The following is a 23,278-nucleotide window of genomic DNA, read 5'->3' as shown; positions in this document are numbered from 1 at the left end:
GCCAGGGTCGGTCCGGGGAATGGCGCTACGGTAGCGCGATCAGCCGCCGTGCGCCTGCGCCGCATCCAGCGCCAGGTTGAGCTGCAGCACGTTCACCCTCGGCTCGCCCAGCACGCCGAACTGGCGGCCGCAGGTATGTTCGCGCACCAGCGCCTGCACCTGTGCGATGCCGAGTCCACGCGCCTTCGCCACCCGCGCCAGCTGGTACCGTGCCGCCGCCGGGCTGATCTCCGGATCGAGGCCGCTGGCCGAGGCGGTGACCAGGTCCACCGGCACCGGCGCGGTATTGCCCGGGTCGGCTGCGTGCAGCGCGGCGACGCGCTGCTTCACCGCATCGGTCAGCGCCGGGTTGGTCGGGCCCAGGTTGGAGCCGCCGGAATTGATGCCGTTGTCCGCCTGCGGCGTGGTCGCCGACGGCCGGCCCCAGAAGTACTTCGGGTCGGTGAACGACTGGCCGATCAGCACGGAGCCGACCGGCTTGCCGTCCTTCACGATCAGGCTGCCGTCGGCCTGCTGCGGAAAGATCAACTGGGCCAGCCCGGTGGCGGCCAGTGGATAGAGCACGCCGGTGATCACCGTCATCAGCAACAGCAGCATCACCGCATTGCGCAAGAGCTTGGTCATGACCATCGCCTCAGTAGTGCAGGATCGCGTCGAGCAGCGCGGTCACCTGGTAGTTCTTCTTGCCGCCGTCGTAGGCCGGGAAGTCGTAGGCATGCTCATAACGGAGTTCCGGCCGGATCTCCAGGTCCGGCGACACCCAGTGCGTCAGGCCGATCGTGTGGCTGGAGTAGCGCGTGGCAAAGCCGGTGCGCTCGCCCTTCATGTCCTTATAGAACTCGTTGCGGAACGTCATGTAAGTCTTCGAGCTCAGCTCGAAGTTGAGGTAGTTGACGACACCGAACTCGCCAGCGGTACCCGGCAACGGCGACGACCCAGCGACGCCCGGCGTGCCGCCCGGGCCGAAGCCGGGGGCGTTGCGGGAATACATGCGGTAAGCCTCGGTCTGCATGTGCACGCGCTGGCTGAAGCGGTGGCCCCATGTCATGACGTACATCTGGACGTTGTTGTAATTCTTGCCGGACTTGTTCCAGTTGTTGATGCAGGGGTAAAGCATGTCGTTGTTGTCGGCCGACACCCAGCGCACGCAGGCCTGCAGCGAAGGCCGCGCCGACGAATTCCAAGGGGCGACGTCATTGCCGGCGTTGACGCCGATCTGGAGCGTCCACTGCTTGCTGAGCCGGGTCGTGGTCATGATGCCCGTCTGCGTGTACGGATCGACCGTGTACAGAATCGAGTGGGTCACCAGATAGTTCTGCGGTGAGAACTGTGCCTCGATGTCCGGCAACGACAGCCAGCGTCCCACGCGCACCACCATGCCCTCGGCGATCGAGGGAATATAGAGGTCGAAGTAGAACAGCATCGGGTCGTCGCCGTAGATTCTGCCGTTCAGCGCGCTGTGCGCCTTGGGGTAGTTGAGCAGCTGATTGCTGAAGATGCCCTTGGTCACGGTGTAGTGGTAGTCGTAGCCATACAGATTGGAGATGTTGAAGCCCCAATCCACATGGTCGGTCTGCACCGTGTCTTCGACGCGCGAGATATTGGTGACCAGCTGGTCGAACTCCACGCGGTTGGGGCGCGTGGCGTAGGACAGCGGATAATTGGTGAAGCTGGAAGAACTCGCATTCATCGACGGGTTGATCCAGCCGTTGATCTCGATGCGGTTGCGCTCCATCCATTGACCAAGCTTGGTACAGGAAAGCGCTTTCTGGAGCGGATACTGACCGTAGGAATACGGCACGCCAATCGGAGCGGGAACGCCACCGAGTTGCCATTCCGAATTGGGAAACGGCAGCGAATCGAGCGGCGCGTCCAAGCCGCGGCGGGCCGGCGCAGGCACATTCGGATCGGCCGGCTGCGCATCTTCGCGGTAAGCCGCCGCCAGACGCGAGAAGAGGCCGCTGGAACAATCGCCGCTGGCCAACGCCGCCGACGGTGCCGCCTGGCTCACATCCTCGCTCGATGCCATCGCCTTGCCAGTCGGAGCCAGCGCAAGCAGGACCGCGAACGAAAGAACTTTCCTCACTGACATGACTATTCCTGAAATCCGGCCCGGGGCAGACCACCTTTTGCTTATCGAATGGGTGGTCATGGATGGATCAACTTCAGATGCCGGCATAACCGCCAAGCACGTAGTCGTCGCTGTCGCTGCGCGGTGCCTCGGTATCGCATGGCGCCGAGGTCACCTGAGCAGTCCGGCTCGACTGCATGGGCAGGGCAATGATCGAATCGCAGTCCGAATCGTTGGCCGACACGCGCAGCTCGATATCAGGATGGGTTGACCAGCCACTCGGCTGTTGAGAGCCGTCGGAAAGGGATACGGATACTTTCAATGTCTGCATGACAGAACTCCTCGAGCCAGCTTGAATCAGGCCAGTCCGCACAGGACCAGCAACATGTCGATGAGCTTGATGCCGAGGAACGGCACCACGATGCCGCCCAACCCGTAAACCAGCAGGTTGCGACGCAGCAGCGCAGCGGCGCCGAGCGCGCGGTATTTCACGCCCTTCAGCGCCAGCGGGATCAGGCAGATGATGATCAGCGCGTTGAAGATCACCGCCGATAGGATCGCGCTCTGCGGCGTCGCCAGATGCATCACGTTGAGCGCGTCGAGCGCCGGATAGGTGGTGGCGAACGCGGCCGGGATGATCGCGAAGTACTTGGCGATGTCGTTGGCGATCGAGAACGTGGTCAGCGAGCCGCGGGTGATCAGCATCTGCTTGCCGATCTCCACCACCTCGATCAGCTTGGTCGGGTTGGAATCGAGGTCGACCATGTTGCCGGCCTCCTTCGCCGCCTGCGTGCCGGTGTTCATCGCCACCGCCACGTCGGCCTGGGCCAGCGCGGGCGCGTCGTTGGTGCCGTCGCCGCACATCGCCACCAGCCGGTTCTCGGCCTGGATGCTGCGGATGAGTTTCAGCTTGGCCTCCGGCGTGGCCTCAGCGAGGAAGTCGTCGACGCCCGCCTCGGCCGCGATCGCCGCCGCGGTGAGCGGGTTGTCGCCGGTGATCATCACGGTCTTGATGCCCATCCGGCGCATCTCGGCGAAGCGCTCCTTGATGCCGCCCTTGACGATGTCCTTCAGCTCGATCACGCCCAGCGCGCGGGCCGCTTCCGTGACGATCAGCGGCGTGGCGCCGCGCCGTGCGATGTCCTCGGCCATGCGCTTGACCAGCGGCGGCAGGCGGCTGTTCTGCGCCTCCAGATGTTTCTCCACCGCATCCAGCGCGCCCTTGCGGATCTGCCGCGTGCCGAGATCCACGCCGCTCATGCGGGTCTGTGCGGTGAACGGCACGAACTGTGCGTGCAAGGCCTCCAGCGGCTGCTCGCGCAGGCCGAACTGCTGCTTCGCCAGCACCACGATGCTGCGCCCTTCCGGCGTCTCGTCGGCCAGCGAAGCAAGCTGCGCCGCTTCGGCGAGAATGTTCTCTGCCACGCTCGGAGCGGGATGGAACGCCACCGCCTGGCGGTTGCCCAGGGTGATCGTGCCGGTCTTGTCCAGCAGCAGCACGTCGACGTCGCCGGCGGCCTCGACCGCGCGGCCCGAGGTGGCGATCACGTTGGCGCGGATCATCCGGTCCATGCCAGCGATGCCGATCGCCGACAGCAGCGCGCCGATCGTGGTGGGAATCAGGCACACCAGCAGCGCGATCAGCACGGTAAGCGTGATCGGATGACCGACACCAGCGACCTGCACGCTGTAGATCGAATACGGCAGCAAGGTGGCGCAGGCGAGCAGGAAGATCAGGGTGAACTTCGCCAGCAGGATGGTCAGCGCGATCTCGTTTGGCGTCTTGCGCCGCTTGGAGCCTTCCACCATCGCGATCATGCGGTCGAGGAAGCTCTCGCCCGGATTGCTGGTGATGCGCACCACCAGCCAGTCCGACAGCACGCGGGTGCCGCCGGTGACTGCGCTGCGGTCGCCGCCGGATTCGCGGATCACCGGCGCGGATTCGCCGGTGATCGCACTCTCGTCCACGCTGGCCGCGCCAATCACCACCTCGCCGTCACCGGGAACCTGCTCGCCGGCCTCGACCAGCACGTGGTGACCGGTGCGCAATTCGGCCGACGGGGTGAAGGTGATCGCGGTATAGCGATCGGCCGACGCCAGCTTCTTCGCAATCACGTCCTTGCGTGAACCGCGCAGCGCGTCGGCCTGCGCCTTGCCGCGGCCTTCCGCCAGCGCCTCGGCGAAGTTCGCGAACAGCAGGGTGAACCACAGCCACAGGCTGACCCAGAAGATGAAGGCGGTCGGCGCTTCACCGTGGCCCGCGAGTGCCTGCGCCCACAACAGTGTGGTCAGCACGCTGCAGACCAGCACCACGAACATCACCGGGTTGCGGAACTGCAACCGCGGCGACAGCTTGCGGAACGAATCGGCCATCGCCGCGAGAACCAGCTCGCGGTTGAAACCGCTCACTGCATGCGTTTGCGAAGTCATGTAATCCATGTCCTGGATGAATCAGCGGGCCGACATCAGGTATTCGGCGATCGGCCCCAGGGCCAGCGCCGGCAGGAAGGTAAGCGCGCCGATCACGATCACCACGCAGGCCAGCAGGGTGACGAACAGCGGCGTGTGCGTGGGCAGCGTGCCGGCCGACTCGGGCACGTGGCGCTTGGCCGCGAGCGAACCGGCCAGCGCCAGCATCGCGATCGCCAGCGGATAGCGGGCGAGGAACATGCAGATGCCGAGCAGCACGTTCCAGAACGGCGTGTTTGCCGAGAGTCCGCCGAACGCGCTGCCGTTGTTGTTGGAGGCCGAGCTGACCGCGTAGAGGATCTCGCTGAAACCATGCGCGCCGGGATTGGCGATGCCCGCCACCCCCGCCGGCAGCATCACCGCGACGGCCGTGCCGATCACCACCAGGGCGCACGGCAGCAAGACCGCGAGGCTGGCCATCTTCATCTCGTAGGCCTCGATCTTCTTGCCCAGGTACTCCGGCGTGCGCCCCACCATCAGCCCGGCGATGAATACCGCCACCACCGCGAACGCGAGCATGCCGTACAGCCCCGAGCCGACGCCGCCGAAGACCACCTCGCCGAGTTGGATCAGCCACATCGGCACCAGGCCGCCGAGCGGGGTCAGCGAGTCGTGCATCGCGTTCACCGCACCGCACGAGGCGGCCGTGGTGATCGCCGCGAACAGGCCAGACGCGGCGATGCCGAAGCGGGTCTCCTTGCCTTCCATGTTGCCGCCGGCCTGCAACGCCGAGGCTTGCGTATCCACCGCCAGTCCGTGCAAGGCCGGGTTGCCGGCCTGCTCGGCCGCGACCAGGCCGATCGTCAGCGGAATGAAGATCAGCAGCATGGTGGCGAGGATCGCCCAGCCTTGGCGCCGATCGCCGACCATGCGGCCGAACATCACGCACAGGCCGCCGGGGATCAGGAAGATCGCCAGCATCTCGATGAAGTTGGAAAACGGCGTGGGATTCTCGTACGGGTGCGCCGAGTTCGCGTTGAAGAAGCCGCCGCCATTGGTGCCCAGCATCTTGATCGCGACCTGCGACGCGGCCGGGCCCATCGGCAGGGTCTGCGTGGTGACCGGCGTTTCCCGGGGCACGTCGTGACCGGAGGCATCCTTCAGTGCATGGCCGGCCGCATCCTTCACCGTCTCGGTGTAACTGCTGGCCTGCACCACCGGCACCTCGACATACGGCCTGAAGTTCTGCACCACGCCCTGCGATACCAGCAACAGCGCGATCAGCAGCGACAGCGGCAGCAGCACGTACAGCGTGCTGCGGGTGAGGTCGACCCAGAAATTGCCGATCGCCTGCGCGCCGTGGCGCGAGAAACCCCGCACCACCGCCACCAGCACCGCGATGCCGGTCGCCGCGGAGAGGAAGTTCTGCACCGCCAGGCCCGACATCTGGGTCAGGTAGCTCATCGTCGACTCGCCGACGTAGCCCTGCCAGTTGGTGTTGGTGGCGAAGCTGATCGCGGTGTTCATCGCCGAATCCGGCGACACCGCGGCGAAATGCTGCGGATTCAGCGGCAGCCATGGCTGCACGCGCTGCAGCGCGTATACCGCCAGCACGCCGAGCACGTTGAACAGCAGCATGGCCAGCGCGTAGCGCTTCCAGCCCATGTCCTCGTCGGTGCGGATGCCGCACAGGCGATAGATGCCGCGCTCCACGCGACCGCCGAAGCGGGTGACCCGGTTCGGCGCCTCGGCGAATACCAGCGCCAGATAGCTGCCGACCGGCCTCACCAGCAGCAGCAACACGGCAAGGTACAGGCCGACCTGCAAAAAACCATTCGTGGTCATTCGAACCACTCCGGCTTGAGCAGGGCCACACACAGGTAGCCGGCCAGCGCCACGGCGATCAGGCCGGCGAGGACATAGAGGGCATTCATGGCGGAGAACTCGTGCAGTGGGGAAGGCAGGCGCGACAAGCGGTCTACTTGCGCGGGCTCAGCCGGTCGCAGAGCAGCGCAAAACCCAGCACGGCCGCACACAGCACGAACAGGAACAGCAGGTAGACGAAATCCATCGGGGTCGCCTCACGGGATGAGGCGGCCACTTTAGGAAGCGCCGTATAAGAAAGGGGTAGCGATCCGGCCGATCCGCGTATGCAACGCGTAAATTTTCGACGCGTGGCGATCAGTCGACCGCGCGTGCGACCCCGTCATCCGCGGCACCGGTCGGCGGGGGCAGCCGCTCGACCGGATAACCAGCCGTATCCCACGCCTCCAGTCCCCCCAGCAGCGGGCGCACCCGGCGGTAACCCTGCGCCATCAGGGTCTTGGCCACCCTCGCGGCGGACACCTCGTTCGGGCAATTGCAGTAGACCACCAGCTCGCGGTCGAGCGGGATGCCGCGCAGCGCATGGTCGATACCGCGATCGTCGACCAGCAGCGCGCCGGGGACGACCCGCGTGTCGAGCTGGCGCGACCCCGCCGGACGCACGTCGACCACCACCGGCGCGCGCCCGTCCTCGATCGCGCGGTACAGCTCGTCCACCGTGATGCGTGCCATCCGCAACGTGCGCAGCAGGCGCCGCCGCTGCCACCAGCGCGCCAGCACGTACAGCGCCAACAGGCCGCCGAGCAGTTCCAGCGCGATCGTGCCGGCGTCGGCAATCGCCGCCAGCAGGTCGTCGATCTGCGCGGCGAAGGCGTAACCGAGGGCGACCGCCAGCCCGGCCCACAGCAACGAGCCGATCCCGTCGAACAGCAAGAACACCGGCAGCCGCAGCCCCATCGCGCCGACCAGCGGCGGCGCCACCGTGGCCAGCCCCGGCACGAACTTCGCCACCAGCAGCACGCCGGCGCGCCAGCGCTGGAACTGCAGTTCGGAACGCTGCACGCACGAGTCGGGCGACAGCGAGACGCGGCAGAGCAGGCGCATCACGCCCCCGCCGTAGCGCCGCCCGGCGGCGTACCACGCCAGGTCGCCGAACAGGCAGGCGGCCAGCGCCACCGCCAGCACGCCCGCCGCCGCCAGTTGTCCGTCCGCCGCCAGCGCCCCGGCCACCACCAGGGTCGGCACCGCCGGCAGCGGCGCGCCGAGCTGGGTCAGCAGCACGTTGAGGAAGACCAGCAGCACGCCGTATTCGGCGATCAGCGCGATGATCTGTTGGGCCATCGAAGCGGTACCCGGTGCGCGGCGCGGCCGCAGGCTCCCATCATGGGGCGTCGCACGGCCGTTGCAAACCCCGCGGGATCCGCGCCGGTACGTTCCTACACGGGCTGCGCCTGCGCGCCGGAGGCGCGGGCGATCCGGCGCGAGCCGGACACTACCAGCGGCAGCCACAGCAGGGTCAACGCCGCGGCGCAGGTGAACACGCCGTGGATGCCCAGCCGCCCCAGCGCGATGCCGCCCATGGCGCCACCGACGAACGCGCCGATGAACTGGCTGGTGGAATACGCGCCCATCGCCGCGCCGCGCAGGTGCTCCGGAGCCAGCCGCGAGACCAGGCTGGGCAGCGCCGCCTCCAGCAGGTTGAAGGCGGAGAAGAACACCGCCGCCGCCGCGCCGAACGCTACCAGGTGGCGGCCGGACAGCGCGAAGCCGAGCAAGGCCAGCCCGATCGCCACCACGCACACCGCCACGATGCGCAGGCTCTGCGCCACCTCGCGCATGTGGTGCAGGCTCGCGCCCATCACGAACGCGGCAACCGTCATCACCGGCAGGTACAGCTCCCAGTGCCGGTTCACCGGCAGGTGCAGCGTGTTCGCCAGCAGCAGCGGCAGCCCGACGAAACTGGCGGTGAGCAGCGCGTGCAGGAAGAACACCGAGCCGTTCAGCACCAGCATCCGCCCGTCGCGCAGCATCGCCAGCACCTGGCCGACGCCCGCCGCGGCCGGCGCACGGGCGCGCGCCGGCGTGGGCACGATCAGCCACAGCAGCGCCAGCGAGGCCAGGGCCAGGATCGAGGTGGCGGCGAACAGCCCGGGCAGGCCGGCGACCGCCTCCAGCGGCGGCCCCAGGATCAGCGCCAGCAGGAACGCCAGGCCGATCGACACGCCGATGATGCCCATCGCCTTGCCGCGGTTTTCCTCGGCGGTGAGGTCCGCCGCCAGCGCGATGCCGGCGCCGGCCACCGCGCCCATGCCCTGTACCGCGCGCCCCACGGCGATGCCGGCGAGCGTGTGCGACATCGCCGCGATCAGCCCGCCGAGGGCGAACAGCAGCAGGCCGAAGGTGATCGCCGGCTTGCGCCCGATCCGGTCCGACAGCAGCCCCAGCGGGATCTGCAGCAGCACCTGGCCGATGCCGTAGACGCCCAGCGCCAGTCCGATCATGAAACCGCTGGCGTCGGGCATCGCCTTCGCGTACAGCGAAAACACCGGCATGATCAGGAACAGGCCGAACAGGCGCAGGCTGATCACGCAGGCCAGGGTCAGCGCGCTGCGCAGTTCGAGGCTGGAGAGTTTGCTCACCGGGGGACAGCTGTCGGAAAAGGCATGGCCGGCATTATAGAGGGCGCCCCGCGTCGGGGTTTGTGGCGACATGTCGCGGCGCAAGTTGTTGCAGGCCCTATAATCGGAACGATTCACGCCCCCGAAGCCCCCATGACCACGACGATGCCCGCCGACGCCAGCCGCCCCGCCGACTTCGCCCAGGTGCGCGACCTCGCCGCCGCCGACATGCAGCGCGTCGACGGGCTGATCCGCCGGCGGCTGTCCTCCGACGTGGTGCTGATCAACCAGATCGCCGACCACATCATCGCCGGCGGCGGCAAGCGCTTGCGCCCGATGCTGCACGTGCTGGCCGCCGGCGCGGCCGGCTACCGCGGCGAGCAGCACACCAAGCTCGCCGCGATCATCGAGTTCATCCACACCTCCACCCTGCTGCACGACGACGTGGTCGACGAATCCGACCTGCGCCGCGGCCGCAAGACCGCCAACGCGCTGTGGGGCAACGCCGCCAGCGTGCTGGTCGGCGACTTCCTGTACTCGCGCTCGTTCCAGCTGATGGTGGAACTGGACGACATGCGCATCATGCGCATCCTCGCCGACACCACCAACACCATCGCCGAAGGCGAGGTGCTGCAGTTGCTCAACATCGGCAACGCCGACGTGAGCGAGGCAGCCTACCTGGCGGTGATCGAACGCAAGACCGCGGTGCTGTTCGCCGCCGCCACCGAACTGGGTGGCCTGCTCGGCGGGTTGCCGGAAGCGCAAGTGACCGCGTTGCGCCGCTACGGCATGGAACTGGGCTACGCGTTCCAGATCGCCGACGACCTGCTGGACTACACCAGCGACGCCGGCACCCTGGGCAAGAACATCGGCGACGACCTCGCCGAGGGCAAGCCGACCCTGCCGCTGATCTACGCGCTGGAGAAGGCCAACCCGGAACAGGTGCAGTCGCTGCGCCACGCGATCGAGCACGGCGGGCTCGACTCGCTGGACCGCATCATCGCCTCGATCCGCGACTCCGGCGCGCTGGAGCGCACCCGCGACCGCGCCCTGCTGCACGCCCGCGCCGCCCGTGAGGCACTGGCCGCGCTGGCTCCTTCGGCGCATCGCGACGCGCTGGGGACGCTGGCGGACTATTCGGTGCAGCGCACGTTCTGAGCTGGTTGACGCTTCGCTTGTAAAGGTTGTTTTCAGAGCTTTCGTGCGCCTGCGGCGCCCGAGTCACTTTCTCTTTGCGTGGCCAAAGAGAAAGTAACCCAAGAGAAAGGCCACCCCGCTTGCGCGCCTTGCGGGCCTCGGGCAACCGCTCCTTGCGTTGCCTCAACTCGGGCATCCATGCCCTCGCCTGCCCTCCGGGTGCGCGGGTGGGCTACGGGGGTTCGCCGACAGGGCTCCTGCCCTGACGTCGAACTGGCTCGCATCCCTGCGAACCACCCCTGCGGGGCCTTTCCTTCGCCCACCCGCCGCGCCATAGGGGCCCCGGAAAGAGCGGCGCGCTCCCGGCGCGCAGAAGCAAGGACAAAAGCACAAAGCCACAAGCTCGCGCTGTTTTGGCTTCGGCTTCTGGCGCGCACGATGCGCGCCTGCCTTTCCGGGGCCCCTGTGCGGCGGTGAGGCGGGGACGATCAGGCCGCATGGCGGGCGTTGCCAGGGAGGGCAACGCCTTTTCGCACGGGCAGGCGACGGCATGGATGCCGGAGTTGAGGCAACGCAGGAGCGGTTGCCCGATGCCCGTTCGAAAAGCCCGACCCCGACTCACGGACTTGCCGGGCAGGAAGCCCGGCAAGCGCCAAGCGGGGTGGCCTTCTCTTTTGGTTACTTTTCTCTTGGCCACGCAAGAGAAAAGTGACTCGGGCGCCGCAGGCGCACGAAAGCTCTTTGCCCTGAACCCGCATCAACGCGACAGAAGCATCGCCCGCAAGCGGGCTCCTACAACGAGCCCGCGAGGTACCCTGCCGCAGGCAGACGAAAGCTCCGGCCTTGCAAGACAACAAGCACCAGAAACCCCTGCCCCGATTGACCCCCAATCGGAAACCCATCGTTCAGCCCCCGGCGCTGGCGGCGCCGCCGGCGATCGGCCAGACTTCGCCGCATGTCTCGTCTGCGTCCAACCTGCTGGTCGTGGTGTCTCGCGGCGATGCTGCTGCCGCTGGCAACGGCGCATGCCGCGCCAGCCGGCTGGCGCTACGACACGGTGCACAGCCAAGTCCTCTTCAGCATCAGCCACAACGGCTATTCGCGCCCGTTCGGGCGGCTGCACATCGCGCGTGGCTGGCTGCGTTTCGACCCGGGCGACTGGAGCGACGCGGCGACCGAGCTGGATCTCGACCTGGCCAGCGTGGACATGGGCGATGCGGCCTGGAACGCGGCGGTGTGCAAGCCGGCGCTGCTCGACTGCGAGCGGCAGCGCTATGCGCACTTCCGCAGCACCGGCGTGGAGCGCCGGGACGACCAGCACGGCGTGCTGCACGGGGAGCTGACCCTGCACGGCGTAACCCGCCCGCTGGACCTGGCGTTCACCTTCAACCGCGCCGCCCGCACCCTCTACGAAACGCACGAGGTGGCGGGCTTCTCGGCCACCGCCAGCCTGGATCGCAACGACTTCGGCATCACCGCCAACCCCAATTCGATCGGCGCGCACGTCAGTCTCTGGCTGGAGCTGGAAGCGCTCCGCGACGACCACGCCACCCCGCCCACCAAGGAGCATCCATGAGTCTGCGCAGCAACGACCGCCAATGGGGTTCGGTCGCCAAGTTCTTCCACTGGACCATCGCGCTGGGCATCCTCGGCAACGGCCTGTTCGGCCTGCTGATGGACCTGGCCAGCTCGCCGATGCAGAAGATCAACTGGCTGGCCCTGCACAAGTCGATCGGCCTCACCGTGCTGGCGCTGGTGCTGCTGCGCATCGCGTGGCGCTGGACCGACCACCGCCCGGCCGAGGAGCCGGCGCCGCGCTGGCAGCAACTCGCCGCGCAGGCAGCGCACGGCCTGCTGTACGTACTGATCGTGCTGCTGCCGCTCAGCGGCTGGTGGTTCAACTCGGTCACCGGCAAGCCGCTGCAGTGGTTCAAGCTGTTCAACCTGCCGGCGCTGGTGCAGAAGAACGACGCGCTGCGCCACTTCGCGCACGGCGTGCACGAGTACCTGTTCTGGTTCCTGCTGCTGGTGCTGGTGGCGCATGTCGGCGGCGCGCTGAAACACCACCTGCTCGATCACGACAACGTGCTGCGCCGGATGCTGCCGTTCGGCCGCCTGCGCGCACGCCCCGCTTCCGAAGGAGATCACTGATGAAACGTCTTGCCATCCTGCTGCTGGCGCTCGCCCTGCCCTGCGTCGCCGCGGCCACCGACTACACCGTGCAGCCGGCGTCCAGCACGCTGGGCTTCAGCAATACCTTCCAGGGCGAATCGTTCGACGGCCGCTTCGGCCAGTGGACCGCCGCGATCAGCTACGACCCCGCCCACCTCGCCGCATCGAAGTTCGACGTGGAGGTGAACCTGGCCAGCGTGAAGACCGGCGACAAGGACCGCGACGGCGCGCTGCCCGGCGCGGACTTCTTCGACACGGCGAAATTCCCGAAGGCGCACTTCGTCACCACTGGCTTCCGCCAGAGCGGCGGCAAGGTGGTCGCCGACGGCACGCTCACCCTGCGCGGGGTGACCAAACCCATGAGCCTCGAGGTGACGTTCAAGCCGCAGGCCGGCGGCGCCACGCTGGACGTGGCCGGCACGGTGAAGCGGCTGGACTTCGGCGTGGGCACCGGCGACTACGCCGACACCTCGGTGATCGGCGGCGACGTGAAGGTCACCGCGCACCTGCAGTTGGCGCCGAAGTAAGCCGCCGCGATGGCGAGCGACACGCTGTGGCGGCGCCTGCGCGGCTGGGTCGCGCGGGGGCCCGCCGTCGCCACGCCTGCGCCGCGCGCGGCCACCGACCCGACGCCGGTGGCCGACAGCCTGCGCGCGCTGCTGGACGACCCGACCATCCCGGCCGCGGTGCGCAGCGAACTGGCCGGCGACTTCGGCCGCATCGAGGCCATGCTGGACAAGCTCGAGCGCGGCGAGCTGCACGTGGCCGTGTTCGGCCGCGTCTCCACCGGCAAGTCGGCGCTGGGCAACGCGCTGCTCGGCCGCGAGGCGTTCGCCGTGGGCGTCCTGCACGGCACCACCACCGACGCCGAGCACGCCATGCTGGACGAGGCACAGCACGACGGCCTGGTGCTGATCGACACGCCCGGCATCAACGAGCTGGACGGCGAGGCACGCGAACGCCTCGCGTTCGAGGTGGCCGAGGTCAGCGACCTGGTGGTGTTCGTCGGCGACGGCGACCTCACCCGCGAGGAACTCGACGCGCTGAAGACGCTTGCCGCCACCCAGCGTCCGCTGCTGTTGGCATTGAACAAGGCCGACCGGTACAGACCGGACGAACTGCACAGCCTGCTGCAGCACCTGCGCCGGCGCGTGGCCGGCCTGGTGCGCGCGGAAGACGTGCTCGCGGTGGCCGCGCGGCCGGCGCCGCAGCGGCTGGTCGAGATCGACGCGCGCGGCCACGAACACGTCCGCGAGCAGGCAGGCACGCCCGACGTGGCCGCCCTGCGCGAGCGGCTGCTGGCGATCGCCGCGCGCGAGGGCAAGACGCTGTCGGCGATCAACGCCGGGCTGTACGCCGGCCGGCTCACCGACCAGGTCAGCGCGCGCATCGCGCGCACCCGGCAGGCGGTGGCGGCGAAACTTATCCGCCAGTACTGCCTGGCCAAGGGCGTGGCGGTGGCGCTGAACCCGATCCCGGTGGCCGACCTGCTCGCCGCCGCCGGGCTGGACGCGGCGATGGTGGTACAGCTGTCGCGCGTGTACGGCCTGCCGCTGACCCGCGCCGAATCCGGCCGGCTGGTGGCGGTGATCTCCGCCCAGCTGGCCGCGCTGATGGGTGCGATCTGGGGCATGCAGCTGGTCGCCTCGGCGCTGAAGGGCGTCAGCGCCGGGCTATCGGTGCTGATCACCGCCGCCGCGCAGGGTGCGCTGGGCTGGTACGCCACGGTGCTGATCGGCCGCGCCGCCGAACGCTACCTGGTCGCCGGCAAGTCCTGGGGCGAAGCCGGCGCCAAGCGCGCCGTCGCCGACATCGTCGCCGGCCTCGACCGCGACTCGATCCTGCGCGAGGCGCGCGAGGAGATCCTGCGCCGGCTCAGGAACCCTGGCGCCGCCCGCTGAACCGATAGAGTCCGATAGTTCTTGCGGGATACGCCGCATGCACGGCGATCGCGCCTAGAATCCGCATCCCACCCAGCCGGCTGATCGGAGAGCGCATGTCAGAAGAATTCGAAGTCCGTGGAGTGCACGAGGACCACATGGACGAAGCCGCCGAACGCGAGCCCCGCGGCATGGCCGGCCGGCTGGCGGTGATCACCGCCATCCTGGCCACCATGGGCGCCATGTTCTCGTACATGGCGGGCAGCACCCAGGCCGAGGCGGCCCTGCTCAAGAACGACGCCGCCATCAGGAAAACCGAAGCGGCCAACCAGTGGAACTACTACCAGGCGAAGGGCAACAAGCTGAACCTGAGCGAGCTCGGCATGGAGCTGTCCAGCGATGCGCGCAAGCCGTTCTTCGCGGCCGAGATGAAGCGCTACGAGGCGCAGAAGGCCGAGATCAAGCTCGCCGCCGACAAGCTCGAACAGGCTTCGGCCGCGCTCGACGAAAAGAGCGAGGCGCAGATGCACCGCCATCACCGCTGGGCGCAGGCCACGATGCTGCTGCAGATCGGCATCGCCATGGCCGCGATCGCGCTGCTCACCCGCAAGCAGTGGCTGGGCAGGCTGGTACTCGTGATGGGCGGCCTCGGCCTCGTCGTCGGCACGCTGGCGTATTTCGGCATCTGAATCCCGGGGCGGGTCGTGCCGGCGAGCACCCCGACGTGCAGCCGTTGCTGCGGTGCGCGGGGAAATCTTCGAGCGGCTGAAAACCAGCCGCCCCTGGCCTGATGCTCCTCCCCCTGCTCGCAGGGGGAGGTAGGGAGGGGGTTGTCCGGGCTCGCGGGAAAGATCAAGAGCGAACCCCACCCCAACCCTCCCCTGCAAGGCAGGGGAGGGAACTCGCTTCGACCCCGGCCCTCCCTGCCTTGCAGGGGGAGTTCACTTCGACAGGAATGCGCGCACGGCCGCCGCATCGAACGGCCAGTCCAGCTCGCGCCCGTCGCGCGCATCGCGCAGCACCGGCACGCGGGTACCGTAGCGCTGCTCCAGCTCGTTCGCATCGTCCACCCACACGCTGTCGAAATCCGGCGCGCGCGCCTCGGCCATGACGGCGAGCGCGCGATCGCACAGGTGGCAGTAGTCGCGCTGGTACAGGATCAGGTCGGACATGCGCTTGCGAATGGACTGCCAAAGCCAAGGGTGCCGCGTAGAATAGCCGGTTCATCCACTTCGCCAGCAGCGCATCCATGGCCGTCAGCGTATTCGACCTGTTCAAGATCGGCATCGGGCCGTCCTCCTCGCACACGGTGGGACCGATGCGCGCCGCCGCGCGCTTCGCCGAACACTGGCTGGAGGAGAAGGGCGTGCTCGACCGCGTCGCCCGCGTGCGCGCCGAACTGTACGGCTCGCTGGCGATGACCGGCCGCGGCCACGGCACCGACAAGGCGGTGCTGCTGGGACTCGAAGGCCAGCACCCGGACACCGTCGATCCCGACCGGATCCCGGCCACGCTCGAACGCATCCGCGCGACGCAACGCCTGCGCGTGCTCGGCAAGCACGAGATCGGATTCGAGGAAAAGCGCGACCTGGTCTTCAACAAGCGCCAAAAGCTGCCGTTCCACACCAACGGCATGCGCTTTTCCGCCTACGACGCCGACGGCAACGAGCTGGCCAGCCGCGACTACTACTCGGTCGGCGGCGGTTTCGTGGTCAACACCGACGAGGCGGCGGAAGACCGCATCGTCGCCGACACCACCGAGCAGCCTTACGCCTTCACCACCGGCGACCAGATGCTCGCGCTGTGCAAGCAGCACCACCTGACGATCGCCCAGCTGATGATGGCGAACGAGAGCGTGTGGCGGCCCGAGGCGGAAACCCGCGCCGGCCTGCTGACGATCTGGCAGGCGATGCAGGACTGCGTGACGCGCGGCCTGCGCTCGCCCGGCACCCTGCCCGGCGGCCTGCACGTGGCGCGCCGCGCCCCGGCCATGGCCGACGAACTGCGCAACCAGCCGGAGGCCGCGCTGAAGGATCCGCTGACCATCCTCGACTGGGTGAACCTGTATGCGCTGGCGGTGAACGAGGAAAACGCCGCCGGCGGCCGCGTGGTCACCGCACCGACCAACGGCGCCGCCGGCATCGTGCCCGCGGTCGGCCACTACTACCTGCGCTTCTGCCCGAAGGCGGACGAGAACGGCATCATCGACTACCTGCTCACCGCCGCCGCCATCGGCATCCTGTACAAGGAAAACGCCTCGATCTCCGGCGCCGAGGTCGGTTGCCAGGGCGAAGTCGGCGTGGCCTGCTCGATGGCCGCCGGCGGCCTCACCGCCGCGCTCGGCGGCAACGTGATGCAGGTCGAGAACGCCGCCGAGATCGGCATGGAGCACAACCTCGGCCTCACCTGCGACCCGATCGGCGGCCTGGTGCAGATCCCCTGCATCGAGCGCAACGCGATGGGCTCGGTCAAGGCGATCAACGCCAGCCGCATGGCGCTGAAGAGCGACGGCAAGCACCGCGTTTCGCTCGACAAGGTGATCAAGACCATGCGCGACACCGGCCGCGACATGAAGGACAAGTACAAGGAAACCAGCCGCGGCGGCCTGGCCGTCAACGTCATCGAGTGCTGAAGTCCTGCCGGTGAGCGACGCTTCGTAGGGCGGGCACGGCCCGCCGGCTCTTGCTTTGTTGAATCCAGAGCGGCGGACAGTGTCCGCCCTACACGACTTGGGGCCACTCGGCTATCGGCGGCTATCCACTTTCGCGCCAGCGCGGCGCTTGATTGAGGTCGACCGTCTCGAAGGCGGTGCCGCCAAGGCAAGGATCACGTCGCACACGACCTTCTGCTGCGCAGCCGGCAGTGCCCGGTAGATATCGAAGACCTTCTGGTCGTCGTAGGTCGGCGCCTCTTCCTTGACCTGTCTGGCGCCACGCTTTCCGTGCACGGCCCGATCGCCGAACCGCAGGAAATCCGGGCTTTCCTTCAGCCAGTCGGCCAGCACGACCAGCTTGTCCTGCTCGGGAATCCCCTTGCCGTTCAACCAGCGCGAAGCCGTCTGGAACACCACCGAGGTACCCGGAAAGCGCAGGTTGAATTGCGTGACCAGCACCCCGGGGCGCGGCTCGTGGCCCTGCGCGAGCATCGCGGCAGCCAGGCGTTTCGAGAATTCGGCGCGTTCATTGCTCATCCCATGGCAACTTAGCGGCCGTCCGATCTATCGGTTCACGTATAGAGTTCACTATGATTAACGTTTGTAGTTAATCCATGGGGAACGGCCGCGTGACCAATTCACTGCTGGAACAGCTGCCGGAGATCATCAGGGAAGGCCGCAAGCAGGCCGAAAAGATCCTGGAGAGCCTGGAAGGGCGCCACCGGGTCAGCCTGCAGACGCGCGAGTGGGTGCTGCCGTCGAAGGACACGCGCGACAGCGACTGGGTCACGGCGGCAAACCGGCAGGCGCACCTGGGCGACGAAGGCACGGCCGACTGGACCAACCGGCTGATCTACGGCGACAACCTGCTGGCGATGGCCGCCCTGCTCGCCGGCGACGAACACACGCCCAGCCTGCGCGGCAAGGTCGACCTGATCTACATCGACCCGCCGTTCGACTCCAAGGCCGACTACCGCACCAAGGTGTCGCTGCCTGGCGTAGAGCTGGAGCAGAAGCCGACGGTGATCGAGCAGTTCGCATATTCCGATACATGGTCGGACGGAACGGCGTCATATCTCGAAATGATTACCCCGCGACTGGTGCTCATGCGGGAGCTACTCGCGGACACCGGCTCGATCCACGTTCACTTGGGCATTCAGGTCAGCCACTACGTGAAGATCGTGATGGACGAAATCTTCGGCAAGGACAATTTCGTCCAGGAAGTCATTTGGGCCTATGGCTCACCTTCCGGAGGCCGAGCAGCCGGCCCCAAGATGGTCAAGATCCACGAATACATCGCGCATTACGCGAAAAGTTATGACAACCGCTACACCAAGAAGGTGTATTTGCCATACGAGCAGAAATACATCGACGACTGGTTCAAATACACGGACGAGGATGGGCGTCGATATCGCATCCGACTGCGTGGCAAAGACGACGAAGGCGAGAACATTGTTGATCGCCAGTACCTGGACGAAAGCAAGGGGCTGCCAGCTTCGACGGTGTGGACTGATATCAAACAGATCTATGCTGATCCGCGCGCCTACAAAGAAAACCAGGCTAAGCACTCGGAAATCACTGGCTACGACACACAGAAGCCGGAACGTTTGCTGGAACGCATTATCGAGCACTCCTGCCCAAACACGGGCCTCGTCGCCGATTTCAACGGCGGCTCCGGCACCACCGCCGCCGTCGCCGAGAAGCTCGGCCGCCGCTGGATCACCACCGATCTCGGCAAGCCGGCCTGCATGATCATGCGCAAGCGGCTGATCGACCAGGGCGCCAAGCCCTTCCTGTACCAGGCGATCGGTGATTACCAGGTCGAGGCGGCGAAGAGTTCGCTGGGGCGCAAGTTCCGTGTCGGCGACCTGTCGGGGATCGTGCTTTCGCTGTACGGCGCGCTTCCGCTGCAGCCGGAAGACAACCCGCTGCGCAATCTCGGCGCGGTGGTGTACGGCGGCACGAAGACTTTGGTGTTGGTGGATTCACCAAACAAGCTCACTGGTGGTGCCACCTTGCGCAAGGCAATCGCCCAGCGCGAGCACTTGCTTGGTGGTTGGGACAACGTCGTGGTGCTTGGCTGGAACTTCGAACCGTCGATCGGCGAGAGCATCACCGCGCTCAACGATGACCACCTCAAAGTGCTGGTGATCCCGCCCGACCTGCTCGACCGCCTGCGCAAGAAGGGCGGTATCGAGAAGCTGCGCGGCCAGGTGCGTTTCTCCAGCCTGCAGTACCTCACGATCAAGCCGGTGCAACGCCAGCGCAACGGCGACGAGGAGCAGTTGCAGGTCACGCTGGACAACTACGTGCTGCTCTCGCCCGAGGCGATCAACCTGGACGACGAGAACCGGAAGAAGCTGCTCAAGGTGGCCAACGCCGAGCCGCTGGCGCTGATCGAGTACTGGGCGGTGGATCCGGACTACGACGGTGCGGTGTTCCGCTCCGTGTGGCAGGACTACCGCGGCAACACCGCCAACGACGATGACGCATTGCGCGTGATCACCGCCGCGAACTTCAGCGTGCCGCACAAGGCCGGCGAGCGGCGCGTGTGCGTGCGGGTAGTCGACGTGTTCGGATTCGAAGCCGAAGTGGTGCAACTGGTGCGGGAGCCAGGCAAATGACTCCGGTGCCGTCAGGCCGCCAACGGTTTGATCTTGTCCAACCCCTTTCGGATCTCGCGTTCGGCGATCTTCAGATCGTAGGCACTTTGCAGATTGATCCAGAACTGGGCCGACTGCCCAAACGCACGACCGAAGCGCAAGGCCAGGTCGGCGGTCACGGGGCGCACGCCGCGCACGACATGCGAGATACGCATCGGCGAAACGCCGATCGCCCTCGCAAGCGCGGCCTGACTCATGTCAAGGTCTTCAAGGATTTCCTCGACGAACTCTCCGGGATGGATCGGCGGCATGCCGTTCTTGGTCGCGGGGATACTCATGGTTGCAGCGCCTCAGTGGTAATCGACGATTTCGACATCGAAGGCGTGACCACCCTCGAACCGGAAGCAGAGCCGCCATTGGGCATTAATGCGGATACTCCATTGGCCAACCCGGTCACGTGCCAACGCTTCCAAACGATTGGACGGCGGATATCGGAGTTCTTCGAGCGATGCGGCGGCATCCAACTGATACATGCGCCGCATGGCGCGTCGCTGGATGTCAGACGGAAATCGCCGCCCCGTTCCGGTCGCAAACAACCGCTCCGTTTCCCTGTCGGCGAAGTTCCTTATCACCCGGTCACTCCTGTTTACCCGGCAAATCCTTCCACCCAAACCATAAACAAAAAGTTTACTGCTTGCAAGCACCCGGAGCCAGCCCATGTCTGACGGCAGCAACCCGCTGGCACTCGCGACCGCACTCACCCGCCGCACCGAACAGCTGTGCGTCGGGCTGGAACAGGGCATCGCCGACCTCTACGAGCTGGTGACGCCGGTGACCGCCGAGCTGCTGCGCTGGTGGTTCGGCGAGGATGCCTGTCAGTCGCGCGCGTTCAATTTTCACCCCGGCCAGAGGCAGGCGATCCTCAACGTGATCGTGGCGCACGAAGTGCTGGACAGCCCAAACCTGAAGGACCTGTACCAGCAGGTGTGCGCCGACGCCTTGTTGGTAGGCACACGTCTCGCCGACGTGGCGCAGGGCAAGCACGGCCACCCGAAGTACTGCCTGAAGATGGCCACCGGCACCGGCAAGACCTGGGTGCTGCAGGCGCTGCTGGTGTGGCAGTTGTTGAACAAGACGGCGGCGCTGGACGAGGGCCGCGACGACCCGCGCTTCACCCGCCGCTTCCTGATCGTGGCGCCGGGGCTGATCGTGTACGAGCGCCTGCTCGATGCCTTCCTCGGCAAGGAGAACGAAGACAAGAGCCGCAACTTCGCCAGCTCCGATATCGCCAGCTACGCCGAGCTGTTCACCCCGCCGGCGCGGCGCGAACGCATCGCGCAGTTCGTGCGCGGCAACGTCTGCACCAAGACCGAGATCGGCCTGAAGGCCACCGGCAACGGCATGATCGCGATCACCAACTGGCATCTGCTCAGCGAGGCCGAGGAGGAAGCGGAGCAGGAAGAAGCCGAATGGGTCGACACGCCCGGCATGGTCGCTGACGCGGCCCGTGTGGCTTATGCCGTGCTGCCGCTGACCCCGGGTCGCGCCACCGGCAACAGCCTCGATGTACTCGATCGGCGCTGGGCGCGCGGCAATGTGCTGAGCTATCTCGCCGACCTGCCCGACCTGATGGTGTTCAACGACGAGGCGCACCACATCCACGAGTTGAAGAAGGAAGGCGAGACCACCGAGGTCGAATGGCAGAAGAGCCTGTCGATCATCGCCGTGGGCAAGGGCCGCCGCTTCGTGCAGATGGATTTCTCCGCCACGCCGTACAACGACGTGGGCGGCGGCAGGAACAAGCGCAAGGTCTACTTCCCGCACATCGTGGTCGATTTCGACCTGAAGGCGGCGATGCGCCTGGGGCTGGTGAAGTCGCTGGTGCTGGACAAGCGCAAGGAGCTGGGCGCGCTGCCGCTGGATTCACTGGAGTTCAAGGCCGAGCGCGACGCCGACGGCAACGTGGCGCTTTCCGAAGGCCAGCGCGTGATGCTGCGCGCCGGCTTGCAGAAGCTGCGCAAGCTGGAGGCGGACTTCGCCCGGCTCGACCCCGACCGCCACCCGAAGATGCTGGTGGTGTGCGAGGACACCAAGGTATCGCCGCTGGTGGCGCAGTTCCTGTGCGACGAGGGCCTGCACGACGAGGACGTGCTCACCGTCGATTCCGGCAAGAAGGCGGAGCTCGGAGAAAAGGACTGGGCGCCGCTGCGCCAGCGCCTGTTCAACGTGGACCGGCACGCGCAGCCGCGGGCGATCGTCAGCGTGCTGATGCTGCGCGAGGGTTTCGACGTCAACAACATCTGCGTGATCGTGCCGCTGCGTTCCAGCCAGGCGCAGATCCTGCTGGAGCAGACCATCGGCCGCGGCCTGCGCCTGATGTGGCGCGACCCGGAATACGCCGACATCAAGCGCAAGAACCGCGAGCGGATCAATCGGGGCGAGGAGCCCGGTTCGCTGATCGACATCCTGTCGATCGTCGAGCACCCGGCGTTCCAGGGCTTCTACGACGAGCTGATGCGCGAAGGCCTGGTCGGCGCCACCGGCGACGACGACGGCAGCAGCACCGGCGACCTGATCGCCGCCGAGCTGCGCGCGGATTTCGAGCAGTACGACTTCGCCATCCCGTTCATCCTGCGCGAGGCCGAGGAGAACGTCGAGCACCTGCCGATCGATATCGCCACGCTGTCGCCGTTCAGCGCGATGAGCCGCGGCAGGCTGGCCGAACTGCTGGGCAAGGGCGACACCTTCACCTCGCAGGACCTGCAGAGCAGCACGCTGTTCGGCGACTACCGCGTCGACGGCGTGGCAATGAACGTCAGCGGTTACAACGAGCTGTTGTCGCGGCTGACCCGGCGGGTGAGCCAGGCGCTGAACCACCCGCTGCCGAAGGGCAACAAGATCGCCCAGAACCTGGACCGCCCCTACCTGCAGATGAATACCGCGGCGCTGGCCACGGCGTTGGACGATTACATCCGCGAGCGGCTGTTCGACGAAAGCTTCGAACCGTTTGCAGACGAGGGCTGGCGACTGCTGTTACTGCAGCCGGTGATCGACCACATCGTGAAGATCTTCGGTCTGGCGCTAGTGCGCGCCGAGGAACACACCACCACCGGCACGACCGAAGTGCGCCATCGCCACCTGTCCGAAGTGGCCAAGCTGATGGTGCGCGAAAGCGCCTCGCTGGAAGTGACCAAGTGCATCTACACGCGCCTGCCCTACCCGACCCGCAGCGGCGGGCTGGAGCGCGCGTTCATCGAGTGGGCGCAGCTGGATGCCGGCGTGGAGGCGTTCTGCAAGATCAGCGAGAACCGCCACGACTTCGCGCGGCTGCGCTACGTCAAGGACGACGGCCTGCCCGCGTTCTACATCCCGGATTTCCTGGTGCGCACGGCCGAGGCGATCTACCTGGTCGAGACCAAGGCGCAGCAGCAGGTCAGCCATCCGAACGTGCAGCGCAAGCTGAAGGCGGCCACCACCTGGTGCGAGCGGATCAACGCGCTGGACGCGGAGCAGCGCGGTGGCCGCGTATGGCATTACGCGCTGGTCGGCGAGTCGCGGTTTTACGACTGGCGGGAAAAAGGCGCCCGGCTGGGCGAACTGCTGGCGTTCTCGCGCGCACGCGCCGCGCCGACAGCACAGTCGCAAGGTGGCCTGGCCCTCTGACGCCGTACTCCCGGGGAGGTTGCTCCCTCCCTTGCTTGCAGGGGAGGGCTGGGGAGGGGTCGCTCTTGATCTTGAAGCAGCAGAGCGAAAAGCCCACCCCCTCCCAGCCTCCCCCTGCAAGCAGGGGGAGGAGCAAAGGCTTCCTGCTTCGCCTGCAGCAGAGGGAAAAACCGGAGCCCCAATAGCCCGCATGACTTCCGCGAGATGACACGGGGCGGTCAGTTCTGCAACCATCGGCCTCTTTTCCC

General features: G+C 67.0%; 21 protein-coding genes. 9 read left to right on the top strand and 12 right to left on the bottom strand.

The genetic code is table 11. The features are described from left to right. Nucleotides 1-39: 39 nt before the first annotated feature. The 8 genes from kdpC to AC3WRN_RS03790 all read right to left on the bottom strand — a co-directional run bounded on the left by kdpC (nucleotide 40) and on the right by AC3WRN_RS03790 (nucleotide 8,943). A complete protein-coding gene (gene kdpC / locus AC3WRN_RS03825; protein WP_492621959.1) occupies nucleotides 40-624 on the bottom strand; it encodes a potassium-transporting ATPase subunit KdpC in 585 nt (194 codons plus the stop codon). 10 nt (nucleotides 625-634) lie between these two features. After that, nucleotides 635-2,152 carry an outer membrane beta-barrel protein gene (locus AC3WRN_RS03820; RefSeq protein WP_492621958.1) on the bottom strand — a complete coding sequence of 506 codons (1,518 nt, stop codon included), beginning with the start codon at nucleotides 2,150-2,152 and terminating at the stop codon, nucleotides 635-637. 13 nt (nucleotides 2,153-2,165) lie between these two features. After that, a complete protein-coding gene (locus AC3WRN_RS03815; protein ID WP_492621957.1) occupies nucleotides 2,166-2,402 on the bottom strand; it encodes a hypothetical protein in 237 nt (78 codons plus the stop codon). 26 nt (nucleotides 2,403-2,428) lie between these two features. Further along, nucleotides 2,429-4,501 carry a potassium-transporting ATPase subunit KdpB gene (gene kdpB / locus AC3WRN_RS03810; protein WP_492621956.1) on the bottom strand — a complete coding sequence of 691 codons (2,073 nt, stop codon included), beginning with the start codon at nucleotides 4,499-4,501 and terminating at the stop codon, nucleotides 2,429-2,431. Nucleotides 4,502-4,522: 21 nt separating this feature from the next. Then, nucleotides 4,523-6,325 carry a potassium-transporting ATPase subunit KdpA gene (gene kdpA / locus AC3WRN_RS03805; RefSeq protein ID WP_492621955.1) on the bottom strand — a complete coding sequence of 601 codons (1,803 nt, stop codon included), beginning with the start codon at nucleotides 6,323-6,325 and terminating at the stop codon, nucleotides 4,523-4,525. Continuing rightward, nucleotides 6,322-6,414: a K(+)-transporting ATPase subunit F gene (gene kdpF / locus AC3WRN_RS03800; RefSeq protein WP_492621954.1), complete on the bottom strand. Its 93-nt coding sequence runs from the start codon at nucleotides 6,412-6,414 to the stop codon at nucleotides 6,322-6,324. The genes kdpA and kdpF overlap by 4 nt, the downstream gene beginning before the upstream one ends. A gap of 247 nt (nucleotides 6,415-6,661) precedes the next feature. Then, a complete protein-coding gene (locus AC3WRN_RS03795; protein ID WP_492621953.1) occupies nucleotides 6,662-7,645 on the bottom strand; it encodes a DedA family protein/thiosulfate sulfurtransferase GlpE in 984 nt (327 codons plus the stop codon). A gap of 95 nt (nucleotides 7,646-7,740) precedes the next feature. Further along, nucleotides 7,741-8,943: an MFS transporter gene (locus AC3WRN_RS03790; protein WP_492621952.1), complete on the bottom strand. Its 1,203-nt coding sequence runs from the start codon at nucleotides 8,941-8,943 to the stop codon at nucleotides 7,741-7,743. A gap of 132 nt (nucleotides 8,944-9,075) precedes the next feature. Between AC3WRN_RS03790 and AC3WRN_RS03785 the strand changes: the two genes are divergently transcribed. The 6 genes from AC3WRN_RS03785 to AC3WRN_RS03760 all read left to right on the top strand — a co-directional run bounded on the left by AC3WRN_RS03785 (nucleotide 9,076) and on the right by AC3WRN_RS03760 (nucleotide 14,800). Further along, complete coding sequence (locus tag AC3WRN_RS03785; protein ID WP_068096556.1) at nucleotides 9,076-10,080, top strand: polyprenyl synthetase family protein; 1,005 nt, start codon at nucleotides 9,076-9,078, stop codon at nucleotides 10,078-10,080. Between the two features lie 934 nt (nucleotides 10,081-11,014). Continuing rightward, nucleotides 11,015-11,635, top strand: a complete 621-nt coding sequence (locus AC3WRN_RS03780) for a YceI family protein (RefSeq protein ID WP_492621951.1) — start codon at nucleotides 11,015-11,017, stop codon at nucleotides 11,633-11,635. Next, the gene (locus AC3WRN_RS03775; RefSeq protein WP_068090966.1) at nucleotides 11,632-12,210 is read left to right on the top strand and encodes a cytochrome b; all 579 of its coding nucleotides are present in this window, start codon (nucleotides 11,632-11,634) and stop codon (nucleotides 12,208-12,210) included. The genes AC3WRN_RS03780 and AC3WRN_RS03775 overlap by 4 nt, the downstream gene beginning before the upstream one ends. Further along, nucleotides 12,210-12,758, top strand: coding sequence for a YceI family protein (locus AC3WRN_RS03770; protein ID WP_492621950.1), 549 nt, complete (start codon nucleotides 12,210-12,212; stop codon nucleotides 12,756-12,758). The genes AC3WRN_RS03775 and AC3WRN_RS03770 overlap by 1 nt, the downstream gene beginning before the upstream one ends. A gap of 9 nt (nucleotides 12,759-12,767) precedes the next feature. Next, the gene (locus tag AC3WRN_RS03765) at nucleotides 12,768-14,132 is read left to right on the top strand and encodes a DUF697 domain-containing protein (RefSeq protein WP_492621949.1); all 1,365 of its coding nucleotides are present in this window, start codon (nucleotides 12,768-12,770) and stop codon (nucleotides 14,130-14,132) included. Nucleotides 14,133-14,227: 95 nt separating this feature from the next. Continuing rightward, nucleotides 14,228-14,800, top strand: coding sequence for a DUF4337 domain-containing protein (locus AC3WRN_RS03760; protein ID WP_492621948.1), 573 nt, complete (start codon nucleotides 14,228-14,230; stop codon nucleotides 14,798-14,800). Between the two features lie 252 nt (nucleotides 14,801-15,052). On the opposite strand, the gene AC3WRN_RS03755 is transcribed toward AC3WRN_RS03760, so the two are convergent. After that, complete coding sequence (locus tag AC3WRN_RS03755) at nucleotides 15,053-15,283, bottom strand: glutaredoxin family protein (RefSeq protein WP_492621947.1); 231 nt, start codon at nucleotides 15,281-15,283, stop codon at nucleotides 15,053-15,055. 77 nt (nucleotides 15,284-15,360) lie between these two features. Between AC3WRN_RS03755 and AC3WRN_RS03750 the strand changes: the two genes are divergently transcribed. Next, the gene (locus tag AC3WRN_RS03750; RefSeq protein ID WP_492621946.1) at nucleotides 15,361-16,743 is read left to right on the top strand and encodes an L-serine ammonia-lyase; all 1,383 of its coding nucleotides are present in this window, start codon (nucleotides 15,361-15,363) and stop codon (nucleotides 16,741-16,743) included. Nucleotides 16,744-16,854: 111 nt separating this feature from the next. Here AC3WRN_RS03750 and AC3WRN_RS03745 read toward each other — a convergent pair whose 3' ends face one another. Next, the gene (locus AC3WRN_RS03745; protein WP_492621945.1) at nucleotides 16,855-17,301 is read right to left on the bottom strand and encodes a hypothetical protein; all 447 of its coding nucleotides are present in this window, start codon (nucleotides 17,299-17,301) and stop codon (nucleotides 16,855-16,857) included. Nucleotides 17,302-17,393: 92 nt separating this feature from the next. On the opposite strand from AC3WRN_RS03745, the gene AC3WRN_RS03740 reads away from it, so the two are divergent. Continuing rightward, the gene (locus AC3WRN_RS03740) at nucleotides 17,394-19,388 is read left to right on the top strand and encodes a site-specific DNA-methyltransferase (RefSeq protein ID WP_492621944.1); all 1,995 of its coding nucleotides are present in this window, start codon (nucleotides 17,394-17,396) and stop codon (nucleotides 19,386-19,388) included. Nucleotides 19,389-19,399: 11 nt separating this feature from the next. Here AC3WRN_RS03740 and AC3WRN_RS03735 read toward each other — a convergent pair whose 3' ends face one another. Both AC3WRN_RS03735 and AC3WRN_RS03730 read right to left on the bottom strand, forming a co-directional pair. Continuing rightward, nucleotides 19,400-19,705 (bottom strand): HigA family addiction module antitoxin, encoded by a 306-nt coding sequence (locus AC3WRN_RS03735; RefSeq protein WP_492621943.1) that lies wholly within the window; start codon nucleotides 19,703-19,705, stop codon nucleotides 19,400-19,402. Nucleotides 19,706-19,717: 12 nt separating this feature from the next. After that, complete coding sequence (locus AC3WRN_RS03730; protein ID WP_492621942.1) at nucleotides 19,718-19,999, bottom strand: type II toxin-antitoxin system RelE/ParE family toxin; 282 nt, start codon at nucleotides 19,997-19,999, stop codon at nucleotides 19,718-19,720. Between the two features lie 85 nt (nucleotides 20,000-20,084). On the opposite strand from AC3WRN_RS03730, the gene AC3WRN_RS03725 reads away from it, so the two are divergent. After that, nucleotides 20,085-23,030: a DEAD/DEAH box helicase gene (locus AC3WRN_RS03725; protein WP_492621941.1), complete on the top strand. Its 2,946-nt coding sequence runs from the start codon at nucleotides 20,085-20,087 to the stop codon at nucleotides 23,028-23,030. Nucleotides 23,031-23,278: the final 248 nt, after the last annotated feature.

This window comes from Rhodanobacter sp. FW101-FHT13A11, assembly GCF_058790335.1.
Note: the sequence above shows the minus strand (reverse complement) of the source record. Positions and strands in the feature narration are given on the sequence as shown.